Raw genomic sequence first — 21,429 nt, forward strand, 5'->3', positions numbered from 1 at the left:
ACAGGCAGAGGCACCTATCTGACCCACGTGCTTAACTGCACTCAGTCTAATCGGCATCACTCTGCCCGACCGCTTCTACATCCCGATTATCCGATGCCGATGCGGTATGCTCAATATACGAGAGTCAAGTTTCGCGATGAAGCGCTGCGAAAGTTGACTCTGACCCCAGATGACTCAGCCATCAATTAACCGCCAATCCCGAGGATCGCATCAAACATGGTCGATGCCGTCTGAATCACCTTGGCGTTGGCCTGATACATCTGCTGGTACATCAGCAAGTTGGCGGTTTCTTCATCCTGATTCACGCCGGACACCGACTGCTGGGCCGATTTGATTTGTGCGGCCAGGCTGGTTTGCGCGGTGTTGGCGATGGTCAGCTGGCTGGCTTTGTTGCCGATGGTGCTGACCAGCTGGCCGTAGGCGTCGGTATAGCTGGCGGTGCCGCCGGCCAGGATTTTCTTGTTTTGCAAAGCCCCCAGCAGCAAGGCGTTGCTGCCATCCGAGACGCCGCCGGTGTTCTGGCCGATGGTAAAAGTATCGCCATTCACCGGCTTGCCGCTGACGGTGGCGGTAATGCCGTTGAAACTGTAAGCCGCGCCAGCGGTGTAAGTGACGGCGGCGCCGGCCGCGTAGTTGACCACCGTGCCGTCCGGATTGGTGACCGTAACCGCCGCCGTGGCAGGAAAACCGGTTAGCGCTGGAGGCGCGACGGTGCTGTCGTACTTGAGCGTAACCGGGCCGGCTAGCGGCGTTGCCAGATACGTGGCGTCGACCGTGCCGGCGCTGATGCTGGCGTTGCCTTGATTGGTCGCGGTCTTGCCGGTGATGATGGGTGAAGCCGCCGCAATCTTGGCCGGATCGGTGACGATCACGGTCAGATCACGGGCGCCGGTTCGGGTTGGCTGCACCAGGAAAGAGTCGCCGAGATTCGGCGTGCCGCTGCTTGCTTGCAGGGATACGCCGTCAAATGTGACCGGCAAACTGGCGTAGCTGCCCAGCACTTTATTGTCTGACAGACGGGTTACGGAATATTGCGGGGTGCCTGCTACATTGGCATAGTCGACCCGGTAATCGCTGGTGGTCAGCTGGCTGGTGTTGCTGAACGATGGCGTCACTACCAGGCTGCCGGTATTGCGGGCACTGGCGATCGCACCGGGGCTGGCTTGGGTAAAGAAAGCCTGGCCGGCGGCGCCGTTCAAGTCCACCCCCAGCTCGTGCTGCGCATTGAAAGAATCGGACAAGCCGATTGCCATCCGCCCCAAGGCGTTCTGGGCGTCGCCCAAGGTCTGGTTGCGGAACTGCATCAAGCCGCCCAGCGAACCGCCGCTGAGCACGCTGTCTTGCAACTCCACCGGCACGCCGGCAGCGTTGACCAAGGCCACCGCAGTGTGGCTCGGGTCGGCGGCCGCGGTGACTGCCTTCAAGGTCGAGGATTTGTCACCCAGCACCAGCGTCTGGCCGCTGCCGATGAATACATTGTATTGGCCGCCGTCCTGCACTACCACCTTGGTCGCCACCAGCTGGCCCAAGCTATTTACCAGCGTGTCACGCTGGTCCAGCAAATCGTTCGGCGCCTGGCCGCCGGCAGCATTGCTGAGCAAGGCGATCTGCTTGTTGATGCTGGCGATCTGGGTGGCGTAGGCATTGATCTGATCGATAGAGCCGGAGATCTGATCGTTGGCATTGGAATTCAAACCGGTGAGCACCTGGCTCATGGTGCGGAACTGATTCGCCAGCGCCTGGCCGGAGCTGATCAGTTGCTGTCGCGCCGCCGGATCGGCTGGTGTATTGGCTACCGCCTGCACGCCCTTGAACATGGTTTGCAGCATCGGCGCCAGGCCGGTGGTCTGGTTGGCCAGCAGATTATTGATCTGGTTGATCTGGGTGGAATAAGTGCTCAGTGCCTGATTGGTCGATTGCGCCTGGTTCAGTTGCGAACTCAGGAACTGATCGTAGCTGCGGCTGACATCGACCACCTGTGCGCCGTTGCCAAAGAAGCCGACGCTAGGGGTATAGGTGCCGCCGGCGGAAACTATCTGCGCCGATTGCCGGCTATAACCAGGCGTATTCACGTTGGCAGTATTGTGGCCGGTGGTCACCAACGCTGCTTGCGCCGCGTTGAGCCCGCTGAGCCCGGTAAAAAACATGCTGTTGGCCATAGTCATTCGTCCTTTTAGAGGGCAACCGCCCGGCGTCGCCGCCAGGCTCACCTATGAGATAACGGCAGCAGCCTGGGAAATTTGAAGGGTGTATGCAGTTTTCTATGCAAAAGAAATCAGAGGATCTGCTTGAGGATGCGCACCAGCTTCTCGCCATACTGCGGATCGGTGGCGTAACCTGCGCGTTGCAAACCGTGCGCCGCCTCGGCCGGATCACGCGTAGCCACTACCTGCGCATAACGCGGATTGCCAGCCAGGAAACGGGCGTAATCGGAAAACGCCTCGTCGTAGGATGCATAGGCGCGGAAGCTGGCTTTGGTCTGTTGCGGTACGCCATTCACATATTCGGTGGTGGCGGCTTGCACCACAGGCCCTTTCCAGCCCTTGTCGGCCTTGATGCCGAACAGGTTGTAGCTGCGGCTGCCGTCATCGCCCTTGATTTCACGTTTACCCCAGCCCGATTCCAACGCCGCTTGCGCCAGGATCAGTTGCGACGGCACACCGCTGGCGCGGCTGGCGACCTGGGCCGGAGCAGTCATGCGCGACAGGAACTGATCGACTTGCGCTTGTGGGTTGGCACCGGCGCCACGGCCGGAACCATAATCGGCAGCGTCGTACAGGGATAGATTCTGCACAGCCGGCATGGCTGCCGCCGGCGCTGGATTGGGATGCAGCTCGGCCCCTGTTGGCATCTTGCTGAGCGGCGACGGTTGCTGCTGTGACGAATCAACTGCGCGGCTAAGCTGGGCCTGCATCGCTTCTGCCAGCCCAAGGCCGCGCCCGGACAGGTTCTGCGCCAGTTGCTGATCCAGCATGGAGGTATACATTTTTTCCTGCTGGCTATCGAACATGCCATCCGACGGCGTCGCCTCGCGCATGCTTTTCAAGACCATCTGCATGAACATCGCCTCGAACTGGCGCGACACCTGTTTCAAACCGTCTTGCGGCGAATTCCTGGTGGTGCGGCGCAGAGCGTCCACGCCCTGCACGTCCAGCGCAAAGCGCTGATCCAGATCGCCGCTGCGATTGTTGGTGATAGGACCTGAGACACTCATGCGCTACCTCAGATTATTTCAAGTTCGGCGCGCAAAGCGCCGGCAGCTTTCATCGCCTGCAGGATGGACACCAGATCCTGCGGATTGGCGCCCAACGTATTCAAGCCCTTCACCACATCGGCTAGCGAAGCGCCGTTCTTGACCACCTGCAAAGCGCCGCCGGCCTGGTTCAGCTGGATCTGCGAAGTCTGCGTCACCACCGTGCTGCCGCCCGAGAGCGGGCCGGGCTGGCTGATCACCGGCTGGGTATTGATCACCACCGACAAATTGCCATGCGCCACCGCGCAATCCAGCACGCGTACGGTCTGGTTCATCACCACCGAACCGGTACGGGCGTTGATGACGACCCGTGCCGCTGCCTGCGCCGGGCTGATATCAAGATTTTCCATGCGCGCCAGAAAACTCACCCGCGCTTCCGGCTGAGCCGGCGCGGCCACCTGGATCACGCGGCCGTCGAGCGCTGTAGCGGTACCGGCGCCGAAGCTGCGATTGATTGCATCGACGGCTTTCTGCGCGGTGCCGAAATCGGAAACATTCAATTCCAAGGTCAAGGTATTGGCCTCACCCAGCGGTGCGGTGACTGCACGCTCGACGATGGCGCCGGCCGGAATCCGGCCCGAGCTGAGCTGATTGATTTGTACCTTGCTGCCGTTGGCCGAAGCACCGGCGCCGCCGACCACCATATTGCCCTGCGCGATCGCATACACCATGCCGTCGGCGCCTTTGAGCGGCGTCATCAGCAAAGTGCCGCCGCGCAGGCTCTTGGCGTTACCCATCGAGGAAACCGTGACGTCGATGTTTTGGCCGGGACGGGCGAACGACGGCAAGGTAGCGGTAACCATCACCGCCGCCACGTTCTTCAATTGCATATTGGTGCCGGGCGCCATCGAGATGCCGAGTTGCGACAGCATATTGCTCAAGGTCTGGGTAGTGAACGGCGTTTGCATGGTCTGGTCGCCGCTGCCATCCAGTCCAACCATCAAGCCGTAGCCGATCAGCGGATTGTCGCGCACGCCCTGGATGCTGGCCAGTTCCTTGAGCCGTTCCGCATGTGCTGATGGCGCAATGCACAGGCAACAAAGCATCAAGAATAAGGAGAAACGCTGAAATAATGATCGCATAATCAGTGCCGAAATCAGAACGGTAAGACGTTGAGGAAGAAGCGCTGCAGCCAGCCCATGGTTTGTGCTTCGTCGATATAGCCTTTGGCGCTGTATTCGATCCTGGCGTCGGCGACCTGGGTCGAGGCCACGCTATTGTTGCCGCTCACCGTGCGCGGATTGACCACGCCGGAGAAACGAATGAATTCCGTGCCCTGGTTGATCATCATCTGCTTTTCGCCGCTGACCATCAGGTTGCCGTTGCCCAGAACCTCGGTCACGGTAACGGTAATCACGCCGTTGAAAGTATTCGCCGCGTTAGCGCCGCCTTTGGCGGTCAACGCATTAGTGGCTTTGGCCTCAGTATCCAGGTTGCCGAACAGGCCGCCGAAAATCTTCGGGATCGCCGCCAGGCCGCTGCTGGTGCTGCCGTTGCGGCTGGCGTTAGCCGCCGAATTCTTGCTGGCGTTGACGTTTTCGCTGACGATAATCGTCAGGATATCGCCGACATTGCGCGGCCGCCGGTCTTCAAACAAGGCCTGGCTGCTGTAGCCGGATTGATAGATGGCGCCATTCACCGCAGCCACCGGCCGCACTTCGGCGCGGGCAGTCATCGGCTGCTGCACCAGCGGCTCGCGCGGCAATTGCGCGCAACCGCTTAGCAGCACGGCCATCAGCAATAAACCCCTGGCCCAAAATTTCAATCTCGGCTCCGTCATCACAATTGCGTCAGGCGCTGCAACATCTGGTCAGACGTGGTGACCGCCTTGCTGTTGATTTCGTAAGAGCGCTGGGTCTGGATCATGTTCACCAGTTCTTCCACCACATTCACGTTCGACGATTCGGTATAACCCTGGCTCAGCGTGCCTGCGCCATTCTGGCCCGGCGTGGTTTGATTGGCGGTGCCGGAGGCGTTGGTTTCCGTGTACAGATTTTCGCCGTTGCTTTGCAAACCGGTTGGGTTCAAGAAAGTCGCCAGCTGGATCTGGCCGACCTGGACGCTGGCAGTGCTGCCGGCCTGGGTCACCGATACCGTGCCGTCCTTGGCGATGGTCATGCTGGTGGCGTTTTGCGGAATCGTGATGGCTGGCTGCACCGGGTAGCCGCTGGCGGTCACCAGCTGGCCGGTCGAATCGGATTGGAACGAGCCGTCACGCGTATAGGAAGTAGTACCGTCAGGCATTTGCACCTGGAAAAAGCCGTCGCCGGTAATCGCCACATCCTTGGTATTGTCGGTCTTGGTCGGATTGCCCTGAGTATGAATCCGTTCGGTCGCTACCAGTCTTACCCCGGTGCCGATCTGCAATCCGGACGGCAGATTGGTCTGATCCGAAGTCTGGCCGCCCACCTGGCGCAGGTTCTGGTACATCAGGTCTTCGAATACGGCGCGGCTGCGCTTGAAGCCGGTAGTGCTGACGTTGGCCAGGTTATTCGAGATCACATCGAGCTGCTGCTGTTGCGCGTCGAGACCGCTCTTGGCGATGGAAAGTGAACGCATCATGGTGAAGTTCCTGTCAAAAAAATTATTACAGTGAATTAGGAAAATTAACTGCTCATGCTCAGCAGCTGGTTAGCGCGCTGATCGTTTTCATCGGCGCTCTTGACCGCCTTCATCTGCATCTCGAAACTGCGTGCATTGGCGATCATTTCCACCATCGCCGAGACCGGATTGACATTGCTGCCTTCGATCGCGCCGGTCTGCAAGGTCACCGCCGGATCGGCATCCGGGGTTGCGGCGCCGGCCCGCATCCGGAACAAGCCGTCGTCGCCGCGCACCAGATCGGCATTAGCCGGATTGACCAGCTTCAAGCGGCCAACCTGCGCCACATTGGTCAAGGGATCGCCAGCGCCGATGGCGCTCACCAGGCCGTCGCTGGAGACCATCGCTGCGGCGCCGGGCGGCACCGCCATCGGTCCGGCGTCGCCGATCACCGGCAGCTTGCCCATGGTCATCAGCTGGCCGTCAGCGCCCACCTGCAAATTGCCAACTCTTGTATATGCCTCGCCGCCGTCCGGGGTCTGTACCGTCAGCCAGCCGTCGCCGCGCACCGCGACATCCAGCGGCCGCCCGGTTTCCGTCACCGGCCCGGTATTCATATCCGCGCCCGGCGTCGACGCCGCCACGAAAACCCTGGTCGCCGCAGTCTCGCCAACGACCGGCACCGCACGGAAATTATTCAGCTGCACCCGGAATCCGGGGGTCGACACGTTCGCCATATTGTTGGCTGCCGAGGCTTGCTGCTCCATGACCTGCTTGGCGCCGCTCATGGCGATATAGATCATGCGATCCATATGTTCTCCCTGATTTTTTCGATTCCGGCGAGGGCGCCAGCGCTAACGAAATCCATCATCAACGCATGCTCACCAAGGTTTGCATGACCTGATCCTGCGTCTTCACGGTTTGCGCATTGGCCTGATAAGTGCGTTGCGCGATGATCATGTTGACCAGTTCGGCGGTGAGATCGACGTTGGAAGATTCCAGCGCGCCGGATGTCAAAGAACCGACCTTGGTGCCAGCGCCTGCAGTGCCGACCAGAGGCTGGCCCGACGCTGCCGTTTCGGCCCAGACATTGCCGCCCTTAGATTGCAAGCCATCCGGATTGGCAAACGAAGTCAGCACGATCTGGCCCAGGGTCTTGGTCTGTTCGTTCGAGTACTTGCCGGTGACCGTGCCGTCTGCATTGATCGCAAACGCGGTCAGGCTGCCGGAGGTATAACCGTCCTGGGTCTGCTTGGCGACCGCGTTGTCGTTGCCGAACTGGGTGGTACCGGTCAGGTTGATAGTGAAATTCAACGGCGCTGCGCCGTTCACCAGCGGTATGGCGGCGGGCGCCAGAGTGCCGGCGGCTGGCGTCAGCATCTTGCCAGCCGTATCAAAAGTCAGCGAGCCGATATTGCTGCTGGCGCCGCCGTCCACGGTTTGGTAGACATCCCAGGCGTTGGCCGCGGTCTTGACAAAGAAATTCGTGATTTCGTGCGGGTTGCCCAGCGAGTCGTAACCAGTCACCGCATTCTGGTAGTTGAAACTGGTCGAATCGGTGGCGTTGAATGGTGCGGTGACCGGTATCGTACTGCGCGAATCGATGTTGTATTGGGCGTTGATCTTGGTGGTGGCGTTGGGCGTCATCGAGGTGGCCGGCAGCTGCAGCGCCGCCGGGGTGCCGCCGGCGATGCTGCCGTTGGCGCCGACTTGATAGCCGGTTACGCGCAAACCGCCGGAATTGACGATGTAGTTGTCCTTATCGATATTGAACTGGCCATTGCGCGAATAAGACACTTCCCCGGAAGGACTGGCCAGGCGGAAAAAACCGTCGCCATTGGTGATCGCCACATCCAGTGCGCGGGTGCTGGTCTGCACCGCGCCTTGCGTAAAATTCTGCGAAACCCCGGCCACCTGGGTGCCGAGACCGACGCGCGAGCCGGCGTACACGTCGGCAAACAATACACTGCCGGCCTTGAAACCTACGGTACCCGAGTTGGCAACGTTATTGCCGATCACATCGAGATTGCTGGAACTTGCATTCAATCCGCTGACGCCTTGTTGAAAACCCATGGTCCACTCCTTTTGAAATCAATTTGCGATACTTTTTTCAGCTTCCGGATAGCGGAAAATAAAAAGTGCCGAATTTATAGAAACTACGCAGTTATAGAAATTGCTTTACGTCGCTTAATGCCGCCGTGCCGGCCGCACCCAGGTTCAAGGTGACGCCGCTGGCTGTCTGCGCCACGCTCGCAACCTGCGAATACGTCAGCGTGTTGGCCGCAACTGCATTGCCGCTAACGGCAGCCGCCACACTGATCTTGTAAGGACCGTCGGCCATCGCTGTACCGGTATCGTTCTTGCCGTCCCATGACAAAGTCTTGGTGCCTTGCGGCAGCGCTCCCACATCGATGGTGCGTACCGTATTGCCGGCGGCGTCGGTGATGGTGACCTTGACGGTGTCGGCTGCGCCTTGCATGTCGAGCCCGAACGAGGTCGCCGCGCCGCCCTTGAGCGCGACAGCGCTGCCGGGCGTCAATACCGTGTGACCAATCAATGAAGCTGCCTGCAAGGTCTGGCTGGAACCGCTTTGGCTGACCATCGACTGCAGCGTGGTATTCATCTTCTCGATGCCGCTGACGGTACTCATCTGCGCCAGCTGCGAAGTCAGCGCGGCGTTATCCATCGGGTTCAAGGGATCCTGATTGTTCAATTGGGTGACCAGCAATTTTAGAAAACGCTGTTCCTGATCGGAACTGCTCGACGCAGCGCCCGCCAGCGCCGCTGCTGCGCTATTGTCGGTTGGTGAAACGGCCGAAACTGCCATGGTGATTTTCTCCTGATGCGGCACAGGTATGGCGGCCGCGGATTAGTGATTCAATGAATATTCAATTCTTAGAAAATTGCCTACTGGCCGATCGTCAGCGTCTTCAACATCATGTTCTTGGCGGTGTTGAGCACCTCGACATTGGCTTGATACGAGCGCGAGGCGGTAATCATGTTGACCATCTCTTCCACCACGTTGACGTTCGGCATGGCGACGTAACCGTTAGCGTCGGCCAGCGGATGCTTGGGGTCGTGCACCATCTTCAGCGGCGACTGGTCTTCCACCACGCCCGCCACGTGCACCCCACCGATGGCGCTGGCCGCATCCTGCTGATCGCCGGCTGCCACTTCGAACACCACTTGCTTGGCGCGGTAGGGCTTGCCGTCCGGGCCGGAGACGCTGTCGGCATTGGCCAGGTTGCTGGCGGTGACGTTCATGCGTTGCGATTGCGCGCTCATGGCGGAACCGGCAACGTCAAAAATATTCATCGAAACATTGGAAGATGGCATTGCTTAATCCTCGCTAACTAAAATGAAATAATCATTGCTGCATCGCCGACAGCAAGGATTTGATCTGCGCTCCGATGATGGTCAGGCCGGATTCGTAGTGGACCGCGTTATCGGTGAAATTGACGCGCTCGACATCCATTTCCACGGTGTTGCCGTCGATGCTGGATTGGGTCGGCACCCGATACAGCATGTCCGGATCGTTGCTGATCGTAGCCTCGCCCTGAATATGGCGCGCCGAGGTAGTGGCCATCGACACCGACTGCGCCTGCCGGCCTTGGGTCATGGCTTGCGTCAGGCTGCTGCTGAAATCGAAATCGCGCGCCTTGTAATTGGGCGTATCGGCGTGCGCGATATTCGACGACAACACCTCTTGCCTGCGCGCCCGCAAATTCAGTGCTTCCTGTTGAAAGCGCAGTGCTGCATCCAGTTTGTCTACCATCTTGTACCTACCCTCAACAGACCTTTTGATGAAAGCGATTATAGGTAGCGGCCGCTGCTGGCAATCGCCGGAACAGGCAGCTAAATCGACCTTAATTCAAGATTCGACGGATGGAATGAATCCGATGCAGAGTCGGATGCACTGCGGCGCCGTCATTTCGGTCCGGGCAGGTATTTGGCAAAATCGTCGAAGCTCAGCTGATAACCGTCCAGCACCCGCTTGATGGTCGAACCGCTGGGATCGGTGACCCTGCCCGTCTCCAGTTTGCTCAGCACCGGCACCGATAAACCGCAGCGCCGGTGCATCGCCGTCAACGACATTTTTTTGCCGTTGTCGCCGGTTTGCTGCAAACGCATATGCCGCAGAAAAGCAGCCAGCGTGGTCGGGATTTCTTGCTTGAATTCGCTCGCATTCGCCATTGGATATCCTTAGTTTACAAAGCACCTGGCAGCTGCTTTTTACGCCGGCAGCAGGTGATGTTGCAAATCATTATAGGTAGCGCATTTCAATCCAATGACTCAAACAACAGACGAATCGCCGCCCAATTCAGCGCTTGGTCGGGTTCGGCAATTGTCTAAAATCTGCTAGCGGACATACGGCCGCAACGATCATTGGAGAGAGGGAGTTCATATGCATGCAACCTGGTTCCGGCAGCGGCGGTTTGCACGCCGTTTTGTAATTACCTGTTTGCACTTTCTGGTGGCGGCCGGCTTGAGCATCAACGGCCAGGCCGCATTCGCCAGAGCGGCCGAGCTGAGCGGTTACGCAAAACCGGTGATCGAAAAATTCCTGCTGGCCCAGAGCAGCGGCTTGCCAGGCAAGGTCAGCATCCGCATCGACACGCCGATGTCCGGCGCCCTGCCCGCCTGCGATGCGCTCGAACCTTTCCTGCCGAATGGCGCCCGCCTGTGGGGCCGCGTCTCGGTAGGCCTGCGCTGCAATGGCGGTAATAGCGGTGACGCCGTAACGCCATCCTGGATCCGCTACATTCCGGTTTACATAGCGGTAGTGGCGAATTATTATGTCGCCGCCCACCCCATCAATGCCGGCGACACATTGAGTGCCGCCGATATCGAAGTACGCCAGGGCGATCTCAGCGCTCTGCCGCGCGGCGTGATCACTAATCCGCAGCAAGTCGCCGGCATGATTGCCTCGAACCGGATTGCCCTGGGCGCGCCGTTGCGGCTGGAACTGCTGCGTGGCGCGAGCGTTATACAACAAGGGCAAAATGTCAAAGTCCAGTCGCAAGGTTCCGGCTTCGTGGTCAGCACCGAAGGGCGGGCGATGACCAATGCCGCTGCTGGTGTGACGATCCAGGTCAAGACGCCGACCGGCCAGATGCTGAGCGGCGTGGCCCGCGCCGACGGCTCGGTTGAATTACCGAATTAATGAGAGTTGCATAATTCATGACATCGCCACAGCAAGAGTCATCTGGGGTCAGAGTCAACTTTCGCAGTGCTTCATCGCGAAACTTGACTCTGACCCCACATGACGGATTCGGAGAAAGACAGAGCGCACTAGGCCGTTTTTTTAGCGGTGAGGCAGCTACTCCGTGGCCCGCTAAGTGGGGTCAGAGTGAAGTTTCTGCAAAAGGCACGCAGAAAGTTCACTCTGACCCCAGTTAGCTGCGTTTGTTAGGCGCAACCGGGCAAGGGTAGTGTTTATTTTTGCAACAAATCAGACATTTTTGAGTGCAGCCCTAAACTTTCCGCGCCAGCTGCCGTTATACCGAACAGATCCCTTAGAGGAAATATCTTGAAAATCGATCAACCCACAAAGCCGCTCAATAGTGTGTCGAACCCAGCCAATGCGGCGTCCAGCAAGGATAGTGCGGCCCGTGCCGCCGCCACGGACACCGCTGCCACCGGCACCGCCAACAGCGCCAGCCCGACTATGCCAGCCGCCCTGAACTCACTCTCTGCGCAAGTGCGCCAGCTGCAAACCCAGTTGCTGCAACCCGGCGCCGGCGATTTCGATGCGGCCAAGGTGGCCGAGATACGCCAAGCCATCAGCGAAGGCCGCTATCAGATCAACCCCGAAAAAATCGCCGACGGCTTGCTCGATACGGTACGCGACCTGCTGGGCAAGAAACCGTCATGAGCAGCGCCCTGCTCAAGCATCTGAACCAGGAGCGCGCCGTGGTTGAAAGCTTCCTCGACGTGCTCGATAGTGAAGCAGAAGTGCTGATCAAGAGCCGTTTCGAGGAATTGCCGGGCATCACCGAGCGCAAGGCCCAGCTGGCCGAACGCATCACGGCGCTTGAGCAGGAACGGGAGCAATGGCAACGCGCGGTCGGCTTCGGCTCGGGCCGCGCCGGCGGCGACGCCGCAGCGGCAGCCGGCGGCAGCGAGCTGCAACAGATCTGGCTAGAGTTGCTGACACGCGCCGCCCAGGCCCGTGACAACAATCACCGCAACGGCATCATGATCCATACCCACCTGGATTTTGTGCGCCGTTCCATCAATTTCCTGCGTGCGCATGGGCAATCGCTGTATGGCGCGGATGGGCAGCATAAAGTTGGCTTGGGTAATGGCCATAGCCTGGCGACGGGCTGAAATTGATTGCCGCTCAAATTCGCGGCTGAATCAGCTCAGATAATCAGGTACGAGCGTCAGGTACGAGCGCGACGCTATGTCAACGCTTGTTTGAGCTTCAGCGCCAGACGTATCGCATCCTTCTCATCGATAACATTGGCAAAACCCAGCAACAATCCCTGCTGCGGCTTTGCATTGATGTACCAGCGTGACAACGGGGGCACGGCCAACCCTGCAGTCCGCGCATGGCCCGCCAACATGACGTCGTCTTCGTGATCCGCCAGCTTCGCCAGTATATGCAAGCCTCCCGGTTGCAAATCGATCCGTATGCGATCGCCCAATATTTCCTGAAAAACGCGCGACGTCACCGCGCGACGGTCTGCGTACAACAGGCGCATTTTTTTCAGATGTCGTGAGAAGTGACCTTCGGCGATAAAGTCAGCAACGCCCGCCTGAAACAAGTATGGACAACCTGCGTTCAGGTTGTAGCAGACTGCCTGAAAGCGTGCAACCGCACTGACAGGTGCGACGAAATAAGCCAGCCTTAACCCCGGAAACATCACCTTGCTGAAGGTGCCGCTGTAAATGACGCGATCATTGCGATCCATGCTTTTCAGCGCCGGCAGCGGCCTCCCCTGATAGCGAAACTCACTATCGTAGTCGTCTTCGATAATCCAGCTGCCGGCATTGCTGGCCCATTCCAAAAGCGCCATCCGGCGTTCCAGCGATAGCGTCACGCCGAGCGGACTTTGATGCGACGGCGTGACCATCGCGAATTTTGCATTCGGACTGAGGCGCTTGCCTGCTTCGACCATCAATCCATGTTCATCGACCGGCACCGGTATCAGCTTGACTGCGGCATTCTGCAGAAATGGGCGCGCAAGAATATAGCCGGGATCTTCGAACCAGAATTCATCGCCGACAGTGGAAAGACTGCTTAACGTCAGTTCCAGCGTGTTGCGCAAGCCGGTCGTGATGAACACCTGTTCCGGCACACAGGTCACGCCGCGCGACACGCCCAGATAAGTCGCAATCCTTTCACGCAAACGCGCATAACCGGCCGGGTCGGGATAGCCCAGGCGCGCCAGTTCGCTGCCGCGCAAGCGATGCCCAACCAGCCGGTTCCACACCTTGCGCGGAAATGCATCGAGCGCAGGCAAACCCATCTGCAACGGCTTCGGCGCCTTGCCGTCGCGATCGACGGTGGCTGCATGCGCTTGTCCGGCCATTGCCATTACTACTTGCGGTTTGAGGATAGCTGGCGGCGGTAAAGACGGCGATACCACTGTGCCGGCCGCGCCCCTGACTTGCAGATAGCCCTCGTCCGTCAGGATGCGATACGCCATTTCCACCGTACCGCGCGCGAGATTCAGTTCGGCCGCCAACGCCCTTACTGCCGGTACGCGATCGCCCGCGTGCAGGCTCCCCTGCTCGATCGCCGTCTTGAAACGCTGGCATATCTGTTGATACATAGGCAATTCCAGCGCGCGATCGATGCGCAGATCCAGGTCAGGCTTGGCGGTTTTCATGGACTAGTCCTTTTTGCATTTCTTGGCCCTTTTAACATGGCCATGATATTCGCATACTACGCATCCAGGAAACGCCAATTTTTCCTTTCCGATTTACCTGATCAAGGAGCTTCAAATGCAAACTCGACTCGACTTCTATACCGCCGGCAAAGATGCCATCAAGGCAATGATCGGTGTTGAAAACCAGATCAACAAAGGCACACTGGACATCCTGCTCAAGGAGCTGGTGCGCCTGCGTGCATCGCAAATCAACGGCTGCGCATTCTGCCTCGACATGCATGTGACCGACGCCCGCAAAGCCGGCGAATCAGAACGCCGCATGGCTACCGTCGCTGCCTGGCGCGAAACAACGTTCTTCAGCGAACGAGAGCGCGCCGCACTGGAATGGACAGAATCCCTCACGCTGGTCTCGCAAAACCACGTCCCGGATGCAGTGTGGGATGCAGTTCGCCCACATTTCACCGATGCCGAACTGGTTGAACTGACATTACTCGTCACGTCGATCAACAGCTGGAATCGCTTTGCCATCGCGTTCCGCAAGATGCCGGAGTAATCGTCGGCACAACGATTGAGCGGCGCTGATTTTTTTTGGGAGAAATGCATGCAGTCTGACGTAGACATCAAACACATCGATAGCGACGCCGATCTGGATGCATCGTTCTCAGTGATGAAGGAATTGCGACCGCATCTGAACGATCGCGCAACATACACCACACAGATCGCGCAGCAACGCACGCAAGGGTACCGCTTGCTTGCGGCCTGGCGCGATGGCGCAATCGTCGGACTTGCCGGCTATCGGCTGCAAGACAATTTTCTGTACGGCCGTTTCATTTACGTCGATGACCTGGTGGTAACAGCCTCGCTGCATCGCTCCCGGCTCGGCGAACGTCTATTGCAAGCAGCACGGCAACAAGCCGTTGCGTTGCGCTGCAAACATTTTGTGCTGGATACCGGCTTGCATATGGCGCTGGCGCAACGCTTTTACTTTCGGCAGGGGCTGCTTGCAAAGGGCATGCATTTCGTCGAACAACTTACACAGGAATCAAGCGCATGACGCGAATTTTGCTATTGAACAGCGGCCCGCACAGTGACGTGAGCCACGGTTATCGCCTTGCAACGGAAGCGATTGCCGCGTTGGGAATAAGCAACGTGCAGATCACCGAACGCGATCTGGTGGAGTCACCCATTCCGCCAATCGACCGTGCTTACGCAATTGCCGTCACTTCTCAAGCGACACCCGATGCGAAAGAATTCGAATGGTCGGAACGCCTGATCGTCGAACTGGAACAACACGATGTGCTGTTCATCGTCACACCGATGCACAACTTCACCGTGCCCGCTGCGCTCAAACTGTGGATCGATCATGTGATCCGCATCAATCGCAGTTTCCACGCGACGCCGCAAGGCAAGGTCGGGCTGCTGAAAGATCGCGCGACCTTTGTACTGGTCAGCTCTGGCGGTTTTCATGTGGGAGAACGAGCGAAACAGACTGATTTCCTGACACCGTACCTGCGCTATGCGTTGGCATCGATCGGCATCAGCGATGTGCATTTTTTCCCGCTGCAAGGGCTGGTCTTCGGTACGGAAGCAGTGGCGCAGGCAGTGCATGAAGTGCGTCAGCAATTGTCTGAAAGGTTGTCTGAGAGACTGTCCTTGACCTAGAGATCAGCGCCGCGCCGCAGGATGTCTTGTGGCCGTCGAATGCCACGGCTTTGCCGTCGATTTGCACAGCCGGGTCGCCTTCCACGATCACGCAGTCATGATGGCCGGGCATCGGACAGGTGCAACGGTCGCCGACGCAGGCCACGGCCCGTTCCATCACCAGCGATTTTTCCTGCCCGGTCACGACTTTGCCACCGTGGCTGGTGGAGTCCCCCAGACGAATCACCCCGCGCATCGCGTCGCTCTCATTTGAACGGGCTCACGCCGCCGTGATTCTGCGCCCATGCGGCTTTTGTCGCTTCATCCGGCGGACTCACCATCACAATGCTGGCCATGCCGTTCGGGCGCCGGTTCACCGTCGCGCTGGCCCCGCCCTGTTGATAACTGCCGATCAGTCCAAGCCCGATCTGAACCATTGGGGAACTGGTCCCGGTATTGCCGATGCGGGCACCGATGTCGTAACCCTCCTTCACCTCGTCCGGATGCGGGGCGGAAGTACCCACTTGGCTCAGTGCCTGGTTAAGCGGAATCACCCATTGCTTGTTGCCTGTAGTGTCATAGAACAGGCGCTTAGGTTCTTTATTGTCTGGCAGCGCAGCGACAGCCTGTTCCCAACCGGCCTTCAAGGCTTCGGCCTGAAGAGCAGTCTTTAGTGGCTGGCCGTGATCGTCGGTCAGCTTGACATCCACCGGGCGGTGTATATAGCCCAGTAAGGGCGCACTATCGAATTGCTTGAGCTGCCAGTTAGTCCAGCGCACCGGGATATAGGGTGTCGGTGTAAATTCGCCCGGCCCCTGGTTTCCTATCGTTTGCCACAACTCCGGCAACTGCGTTTGCCACCAGTTGGACGACATCGCGCCCGAGGAAGTACTGGTAACTCCCGCTGCTTTTTCTTCCTTTCTGAATTGGGCCTCAAAACTGTCAGGGCTTCGATCATCATTTTTTTCCAAAAGAAATTCCACAGCTTGACGACGTCGTACTCAGTATTAGTTTTATTGATATTGGCCGTCTGCGCTACGGCAAATGGCCGGATCAATTTGTCTACCCGATCCGAACGCGTAACCAGAAACGCGCCGACGCTGTCCGGCATAGCTGGAATAACATGTCCTACCTCGGGAGTGTCCACGTTGCCTGGAGTCTCAATCAGCGAGCGCGTCATTGAACCGTCGGTGCTAAATAGCAGCGCCGCCGGCACGTCCGGATGGGTATCGAAGAAGGCGAACAGCTTTTCGATCATGACTGCGCCGTCATCGGTATTGGCATCCTCCTGCCACAAGAGTAATGTCACGCCCAGACTCGCCTGTTGGCGTAAACTTGCCAGGCCTGCTGCTGGCCGAGAAGCTCTTTTTGCCTTCGGCGGCTCCCAGATAATTACTGGCAGCGGCCACTGATCGACAGCATGGCGCGCGCCTCTCTCAAACGACAGGCCTGTCACAGCGCCTAGATCAGACAAGCGTTGGCCTGCGCTATTTGTGTAATCTTCTGGGTTCTGCGATACATAGCTTGCGTAATTGTCGGCCTTTTTTTCAATAGCCTGCCAGATTTCCTCATCGGTATTTTCGCCAACGACGACGCCCATTCCCCGTACTTCCAGCGCAAACTTCTTTCCCGTTTGCGCAAGCATCGCCTGGGCGCCAGGAAGGCTAGCCGTCACCGCAGCCGGAGTGGCCTGTTTTTGCGAGGACGAATCCGCGGAGGCGCTCGACGACCGATGCATCCACGCAAAACTCGCCCCATAAGCCAGGACGGCAATGCCGAGCGCGGCCAATACGCCATTTCGAATCTTTAACAACATCCAGCCGCCTTCTCTGAATCGCATGCTCTCGCCGCCATGCTTGTTAATATCGACCAGAGCAGCGGGAATCCTATCCCGGGGCGGGATATGTTGAAGGGATGACCGTCCGTCACGTCCGTCCTGACGAGGTGATGCTAGAGATCAGCGCCGCGCCGCAGGATGTCTTGTGACCGTCGAAAGCCACAGCTTTGCCGTCGATTTGCACAGCCGGGTCGCCTTCCACGATCACGCAGTCATGATGGCCCGGCATCGGACAGGTGCAACGATCGCCGACACAGGCCACGGCCCGCTCCATCACCAGCGATTTTTCCTGCCCGGTCACTACTTTGCCACCGTGGCTGGTGGAGTCACCCAGACGAATCACCCCGCGCATCGCGTCGCTCTCATTTGAATGGACTCGCGCTATGGATCCTCTGCGCCCATGCGGCCTTGGTCGCGTCATCCGGCGGACTCACCATCACAATGCTGGCCATGCCGTTCGGGCGCCGGTTCACCGTCGCGCTGGCGCCGCCCTGATGATAACTGGCGATCAGCCCAAGCCCGATCTGAACCATCGGGGAACTGGTGCCGGTATTGCCGATGCGGGCGCCGATGTCGTAACCCTCCTTCACCTCGTCCGGATGGGGGGCGGAAGTACCCACTTGGCTCAGTGCCTGGTTAAGCGGAATCACCCATTGCTTGTTGCCTGTGGTGTCATAGAACAGGCGCTTGGGTTCTTTATTGTCCGGCAGCGCAGCGACAGCCTGTTCCCAACCGGCCTTCAAGGCTTCGGCCTGAAGAGCAGTCTTCAGTGGCTGGCCGTGATCGTCGGTCAGCTTGACATCCACCGGGCGGTGTATATAGCCCAGTAAAGGCGCGCTGTCGAATTGCTTGAGCTGCCAGTTAGTCCAACGCACAGGGATGTAGGGTGTAGGTTTAAACTCGCCCGGGCCCTGATTGCCTATCGTTTGCCACAACTCCGGCAACTGCGTTTGCCACCAGCTTGACGACATCGCGCCCGAGGAAGGAGTGTCAACCCCAGCTGCTGTTTCTTCCTTTCTGAATTGAGCCTCAAAACTGTCAGGGCCTTGATCATCATTTTTTCGCCAAAAGAAATTCCACAGCTTGATGATGTCGTACTCGGTATTGGTTTTATTGATATTGGCGGTCTGCGCTACGGCAAATGGCCGGATCAATTTGTCTACGCGATCCGAGCGCGTAACCAGAAACGCGCCGACACTGTCCGGCATGGCTGGAATAACGTGTCCTTCCTTGGGAGTGTCCACGTTGCCAGGAGTTCCGTTAAGCGAGCGCGTCAGTGAACCGTCGGTGCTAAATAGCAGTGCTGCCGGCACATCCGGATGGGTATCGAAGAAGGCAAACAGCTTTTCGATCATGGCTGCGCCGTCATCGGTATTGGCATCTTCTTGCCACAAGAGCAAGGTCACGCCCAGGCTCGCCTGTTGGCGTAATCCCGCCAGGTCTGCTGCTGGCCGAGAAGCTCTTTTTGCCTTCGGCGGATACCAAATAATGACTGGCAGTGGCCACTGATCAACTGCATGGCGTGCGCCTTCCTTAAACGACAGGCCTGTCGAAATAGTTAAATCGGTCAAGCGTTCGCCTGCACTATTTGTGTAATCTTCTGGGTTCTGCGATACATAGCTTGCATGATTGTCGCCCTTGTCCTCGATAGCCTGCCAGATTTCCTCATCGGTTTTATCTCCAACGACGACCCCCATGCCCCGTACTTCCAGCGCAAACTTCTTTCCGGTTTGCGCAAGCATCGCCTGGGCGCCAGGAAGGCTAGCCGTCATCGCAGCAGGCGCTGCCTGTTTTTGCGAAGGCGAATCTGCGGAGGCGCTCGACGACCGATGCATCCACGCAAAACTCGCCCCATAAGCCAGGACGGCAATGCCGAGCGCGGCCAATACACCATTTCGAATACTGCTTCCCATATACGACGTCTCCTGTCCTGTTGCCTGCCAATGATTGTAACTCCCAGCCATCACATAGACGGTCCAGATGATCGCCACCAGCAGGAATGCCGCAGCATACGGCCAAATGCGCGGCCTCATCGCAAGTTACCCAAATTCGCCATGCCCCTGGCGGCTTGATCCTGGTAAAAGCGCATTTCCGCAGCTCTCTGTTCTTCAGCCGCCTGTAGCTGCGCTGCCGTTGCCTTTGGCGTCAATTCACTGGTCACCAGCGGTGGCGCCGTCATGGAGACAAACTGTTCGCCGGGAAATGTGCCCTTCTGATAATAATTTTTACATGCCGCAATAAAATCCTTGGCTTCCTGAGTCAGCCGCCCTTTGAAGGCTTCGTTTTCCGTAATCGTCTTATAAGCCGCTGGATCCAATTTCCAGTCCGCAATGGCCACCAGCAGTTCACGCCAGACGGGATCGTCCATCGTCACGGCCTGTCCGATCGCGACATCCATCGCCGTTACCCAGCGATGATTTTCTGCAGCATGGAGTAACCCAGAATGATAGTTGTTGGCTTCGTGGGCATCCTTGTCGATCATCATCCGATCACGCGCTGCTTTTGGCGTTTCCTCGCGTTCCAGCGAGATTCCACTCCAGCTCACACGCCAATTCTGAGATTGCTCGTCGATTGGTTTATTGGCATTGAACTCCGCTTTCTCTTTTTCCAGGGCCGAATAGGGATCGAGAAAGTGTCCTACCGTGATCCACTTCAACTTCGCGTACTGATTGCCCACGATCACATTCTTGGTGACGTCGTCCGGAGTCATCTTCCCAGCCCTATCAGCATGTCCAGGTCTGGAGCCGCCGGTTTCACCTTCGACCTCGCCACCATACATGTCAGGTTCGCAGGGCGGTTTCAACTCTTCTCCGTTGATGAAACGGATATCGTTGCGTTTAAAGCTCGCCTGCAGTATTGCGTTCGTGCCTTGATCCGCCGCACTGGCATCGGGACCAGGCGACAAGCGTTCGTATTGATCACGAACCGGGACACGTGCCGGCTTGGTGCCGACCAACACCTTCTTGTACTTGCCATCGAAGTTGTTATCGCGCGTCATCCGCGTCCACATCCGCTGAAAGAAGCGCTTGGTCTCCAGAACTTTCATGGCGTCCATGGTGTTCTTCTTTGCATCGGCTTTTTTTGCCGCGCCGTCGGCGGGCACTTCATCAGGAACCCCGAAGGTGCCGATGCCATGAACTTTCTTCAACCCGACGACAGTATCCTCGGGACAAAAGTACAGATACACCTTGCCGCGGTTATCGCGTTCGTCAAATGTCACCCAGTTCTTGCCGCTCTTATCCAGACGCTTGCCTTGCGTCTTGCTCCAGTCCGTCCCGGCGCGGCCACCGTGCTTGTCGTGATTGATCATCATGTCGGCCAGGTCGGGAATCGTGTAGGGCTTTTTCGTCACTTCATTGACGATGTCGATCAAGGTCTTGAGTTTGGCGTGACCGGTTTGATTGCAGTCGTCCGTCTGGTAGAGGCTGTAGGGAGTATCGACCATGATGATGCAGTCGACGCAGCGCTGGCCCTTCTGTTTCAAAATGGCCTGCGCCAGCAAGGTCAGGATCGTTCCCTGGCTATGTCCCATGATGGTGATCGTTTCATGTTCAGGCTGCATGCCTTGCGCCGCGGCGAGCGCGGAGGGCTTTACCGATCGAATCATGTTGATCAGATGCGCCAGACGCGTTGCCGCCAGAACAAAATAGCGGCGCTCCGGCGCGTCAGCGGCATACATCGAGTTTCCCCCCAACGCAAGCTTGGTCACTCCACGTGCCGCAAAGTCCGCCCTGAACCCCTCACCATACATATCCGGAATATTGTTCGTCGCGTTTGCGAAGAAACCTCCGGCCTTGCCGAAATGCTGATCAAGGCGATTACCGTGTATGTCCTGATACTGGCCACGCGTCATCAAATTGCCGTCCTTATCGGCGACACGACTGTCCACATCCCCGGGGTTGTTGAGCCGTGCAATTTCATCGTTTTGCGCACGATAACCCCAATAAAACGGAATGAAGCTGCTTTTGGTTGTGCCAGCAATTTCCTTACGCTGATAGAGATAGGTATCGGGGTCGGATAGAACATCATTGTCGCGCTTATCGGGCGTTTTTTTTGCTTTCAATTGGCTATAGCGAGCACCATAACTTCCCGCATTCAAATCATTCCGCGATAGCCGCTCATTGAGCCCTTTGCAAAGCCCCTCTTCGACGAACGAATAAACCGCGCCGGGATCGTTAACGCCATGGAGAAAAATCACGATGCCCGGCAGATCGCGCGGCAGCTGCGCCGGGCGGTCATTCCCGCGGTCGGCATAGGTGACGGCGCCGGCGGCGCCGACAACGTGGTAGTCGCTGTTGGTATCGGCCATAGTTATCCTT

23 protein-coding genes and 1 pseudogene are annotated in these 21,429 nt (G+C 58.1%); 6 read left to right on the top strand and 18 right to left on the bottom strand.

The genetic code is table 11. The features are described from left to right. Positions 1-185: 185 nt before the first annotated feature. The 11 genes from flgK to VNZ60_RS20395 all read right to left on the bottom strand — a co-directional run bounded on the left by flgK (position 186) and on the right by VNZ60_RS20395 (position 9,988). The gene (gene flgK, locus VNZ60_RS20345; protein WP_325662450.1) at positions 186-2,159 is read right to left on the bottom strand and encodes a flagellar hook-associated protein FlgK; all 1,974 of its coding nucleotides are present in this window, start codon (positions 2,157-2,159) and stop codon (positions 186-188) included. Between the two features lie 116 nt (positions 2,160-2,275). Beyond that, on the bottom strand, positions 2,276-3,214 hold the full coding sequence (gene flgJ / locus VNZ60_RS20350) for a flagellar assembly peptidoglycan hydrolase FlgJ (RefSeq protein WP_325662408.1): 939 nt from the start codon (positions 3,212-3,214) through the stop codon (positions 2,276-2,278). 8 nt (positions 3,215-3,222) lie between these two features. Then, positions 3,223-4,335, bottom strand: coding sequence for a flagellar basal body P-ring protein FlgI (locus VNZ60_RS20355; RefSeq protein ID WP_414648924.1), 1,113 nt, complete (start codon positions 4,333-4,335; stop codon positions 3,223-3,225). Between the two features lie 14 nt (positions 4,336-4,349). Continuing rightward, on the bottom strand, positions 4,350-5,033 hold the full coding sequence (locus VNZ60_RS20360; RefSeq protein WP_414648925.1) for a flagellar basal body L-ring protein FlgH: 684 nt from the start codon (positions 5,031-5,033) through the stop codon (positions 4,350-4,352). Further along, positions 5,033-5,815 carry a flagellar basal-body rod protein FlgG gene (flgG, locus tag VNZ60_RS20365; RefSeq protein ID WP_325662410.1) on the bottom strand — a complete coding sequence of 261 codons (783 nt, stop codon included), beginning with the start codon at positions 5,813-5,815 and terminating at the stop codon, positions 5,033-5,035. Before flgG ends, VNZ60_RS20360 begins: the two co-directional genes overlap by 1 nt. Positions 5,816-5,859: 44 nt before the next feature. Beyond that, complete coding sequence (locus VNZ60_RS20370; RefSeq protein WP_325662412.1) at positions 5,860-6,606, bottom strand: flagellar basal body rod protein FlgF; 747 nt, start codon at positions 6,604-6,606, stop codon at positions 5,860-5,862. A 58-nt stretch (positions 6,607-6,664) separates the two neighbouring features. After that, entirely contained in the window at positions 6,665-7,867 is a 1,203-nt protein-coding gene (flgE, locus tag VNZ60_RS20375; protein ID WP_325662414.1) for a flagellar hook protein FlgE, read from the bottom strand. Between the two features lie 91 nt (positions 7,868-7,958). Then, entirely contained in the window at positions 7,959-8,621 is a 663-nt protein-coding gene (gene flgD / locus VNZ60_RS20380) for a flagellar hook assembly protein FlgD (protein WP_325662416.1), read from the bottom strand. A gap of 80 nt (positions 8,622-8,701) precedes the next feature. Next, a complete protein-coding gene (gene flgC / locus VNZ60_RS20385; protein ID WP_325662418.1) occupies positions 8,702-9,130 on the bottom strand; it encodes a flagellar basal body rod protein FlgC in 429 nt (142 codons plus the stop codon). 31 nt (positions 9,131-9,161) lie between these two features. Continuing rightward, positions 9,162-9,569 (bottom strand): flagellar basal body rod protein FlgB, encoded by a 408-nt coding sequence (flgB, locus tag VNZ60_RS20390; RefSeq protein WP_325662420.1) that lies wholly within the window; start codon positions 9,567-9,569, stop codon positions 9,162-9,164. A 152-nt stretch (positions 9,570-9,721) separates the two neighbouring features. Beyond that, positions 9,722-9,988 carry a helix-turn-helix domain-containing protein gene (locus tag VNZ60_RS20395; protein WP_325662422.1) on the bottom strand — a complete coding sequence of 89 codons (267 nt, stop codon included), beginning with the start codon at positions 9,986-9,988 and terminating at the stop codon, positions 9,722-9,724. A gap of 211 nt (positions 9,989-10,199) precedes the next feature. Here VNZ60_RS20395 and flgA point away from each other — a divergent pair, with 211 nt between their 5' ends. The 3 genes from flgA (at position 10,200) to VNZ60_RS20410 (ending at position 12,124) form a co-directional block, all read left to right on the top strand. After that, a complete protein-coding gene (gene flgA, locus VNZ60_RS20400) occupies positions 10,200-10,958 on the top strand; it encodes a flagellar basal body P-ring formation chaperone FlgA (protein ID WP_325662424.1) in 759 nt (252 codons plus the stop codon). 366 nt (positions 10,959-11,324) lie between these two features. Continuing rightward, positions 11,325-11,669: a flagellar biosynthesis anti-sigma factor FlgM gene (gene flgM / locus VNZ60_RS20405; protein ID WP_325662426.1), complete on the top strand. Its 345-nt coding sequence runs from the start codon at positions 11,325-11,327 to the stop codon at positions 11,667-11,669. Further along, positions 11,666-12,124, top strand: a complete 459-nt coding sequence (locus VNZ60_RS20410) for a flagella synthesis protein FlgN (RefSeq protein ID WP_325662427.1) — start codon at positions 11,666-11,668, stop codon at positions 12,122-12,124. Before flgM ends, VNZ60_RS20410 begins: the two co-directional genes overlap by 4 nt. A 74-nt stretch (positions 12,125-12,198) precedes the next feature. Here VNZ60_RS20410 and pdxR read toward each other — a convergent pair whose 3' ends face one another. After that, a complete protein-coding gene (pdxR, locus tag VNZ60_RS20415; protein WP_325662429.1) occupies positions 12,199-13,632 on the bottom strand; it encodes a MocR-like pyridoxine biosynthesis transcription factor PdxR in 1,434 nt (477 codons plus the stop codon). Positions 13,633-13,747: 115 nt separating this feature from the next. On the opposite strand from pdxR, the gene VNZ60_RS20420 reads away from it, so the two are divergent. Genes VNZ60_RS20420 through VNZ60_RS20430 form a run of 3 tightly spaced genes read left to right on the top strand, consistent with a single transcriptional unit; the run spans position 13,748 to position 15,294 of the window. Continuing rightward, complete coding sequence (locus tag VNZ60_RS20420; protein ID WP_325662431.1) at positions 13,748-14,185, top strand: carboxymuconolactone decarboxylase family protein; 438 nt, start codon at positions 13,748-13,750, stop codon at positions 14,183-14,185. A 48-nt stretch (positions 14,186-14,233) separates the two neighbouring features. After that, positions 14,234-14,686 carry a GNAT family N-acetyltransferase gene (locus VNZ60_RS20425; RefSeq protein WP_325662433.1) on the top strand — a complete coding sequence of 151 codons (453 nt, stop codon included), beginning with the start codon at positions 14,234-14,236 and terminating at the stop codon, positions 14,684-14,686. Further along, on the top strand, positions 14,683-15,294 hold the full coding sequence (locus VNZ60_RS20430) for an FMN-dependent NADH-azoreductase (RefSeq protein WP_325662435.1): 612 nt from the start codon (positions 14,683-14,685) through the stop codon (positions 15,292-15,294). The genes VNZ60_RS20425 and VNZ60_RS20430 overlap by 4 nt, the downstream gene beginning before the upstream one ends. Here VNZ60_RS20430 and VNZ60_RS20435 read toward each other — a convergent pair. The 6 genes and pseudogenes from VNZ60_RS20435 to VNZ60_RS20460 form a co-directional block, all read right to left on the bottom strand. Continuing rightward, positions 15,293-15,529 (bottom strand): annotated as a pseudogene (locus VNZ60_RS20435) (PAAR domain-containing protein); the annotation flags it as partial. The gene VNZ60_RS20430 and the pseudogene VNZ60_RS20435 overlap by 2 nt on opposite strands. Positions 15,530-15,539: 10 nt before the next feature. Further along, positions 15,540-16,148: a hypothetical protein gene (locus VNZ60_RS20440; protein ID WP_325662437.1), complete on the bottom strand. Its 609-nt coding sequence runs from the start codon at positions 16,146-16,148 to the stop codon at positions 15,540-15,542. Then, complete coding sequence (locus VNZ60_RS20445; protein WP_325662439.1) at positions 16,097-17,113, bottom strand: type VI lipase adapter Tla3 domain-containing protein; 1,017 nt, start codon at positions 17,111-17,113, stop codon at positions 16,097-16,099. Before VNZ60_RS20445 ends, VNZ60_RS20440 begins: the two co-directional genes overlap by 52 nt. A gap of 85 nt (positions 17,114-17,198) precedes the next feature. Next, on the bottom strand, positions 17,199-17,462 hold the full coding sequence (locus tag VNZ60_RS20450) for a PAAR domain-containing protein (RefSeq protein WP_325662441.1): 264 nt from the start codon (positions 17,460-17,462) through the stop codon (positions 17,199-17,201). Between the two features lie 10 nt (positions 17,463-17,472). Then, positions 17,473-19,143, bottom strand: coding sequence for a type VI lipase adapter Tla3 domain-containing protein (locus VNZ60_RS20455; protein ID WP_325662443.1), 1,671 nt, complete (start codon positions 19,141-19,143; stop codon positions 17,473-17,475). Further along, on the bottom strand, positions 19,140-21,419 hold the full coding sequence (locus VNZ60_RS20460) for a T6SS effector phospholipase Tle3 domain-containing protein (RefSeq protein ID WP_325662445.1): 2,280 nt from the start codon (positions 21,417-21,419) through the stop codon (positions 19,140-19,142). The genes VNZ60_RS20455 and VNZ60_RS20460 overlap by 4 nt, the downstream gene beginning before the upstream one ends. Positions 21,420-21,429 lie beyond the last annotated feature (10 nt).

The organism is Collimonas sp. (assembly GCF_035566375.1).
Taxonomy (GTDB): Bacteria; Pseudomonadota; Gammaproteobacteria; order Burkholderiales; family Burkholderiaceae_D; genus Collimonas.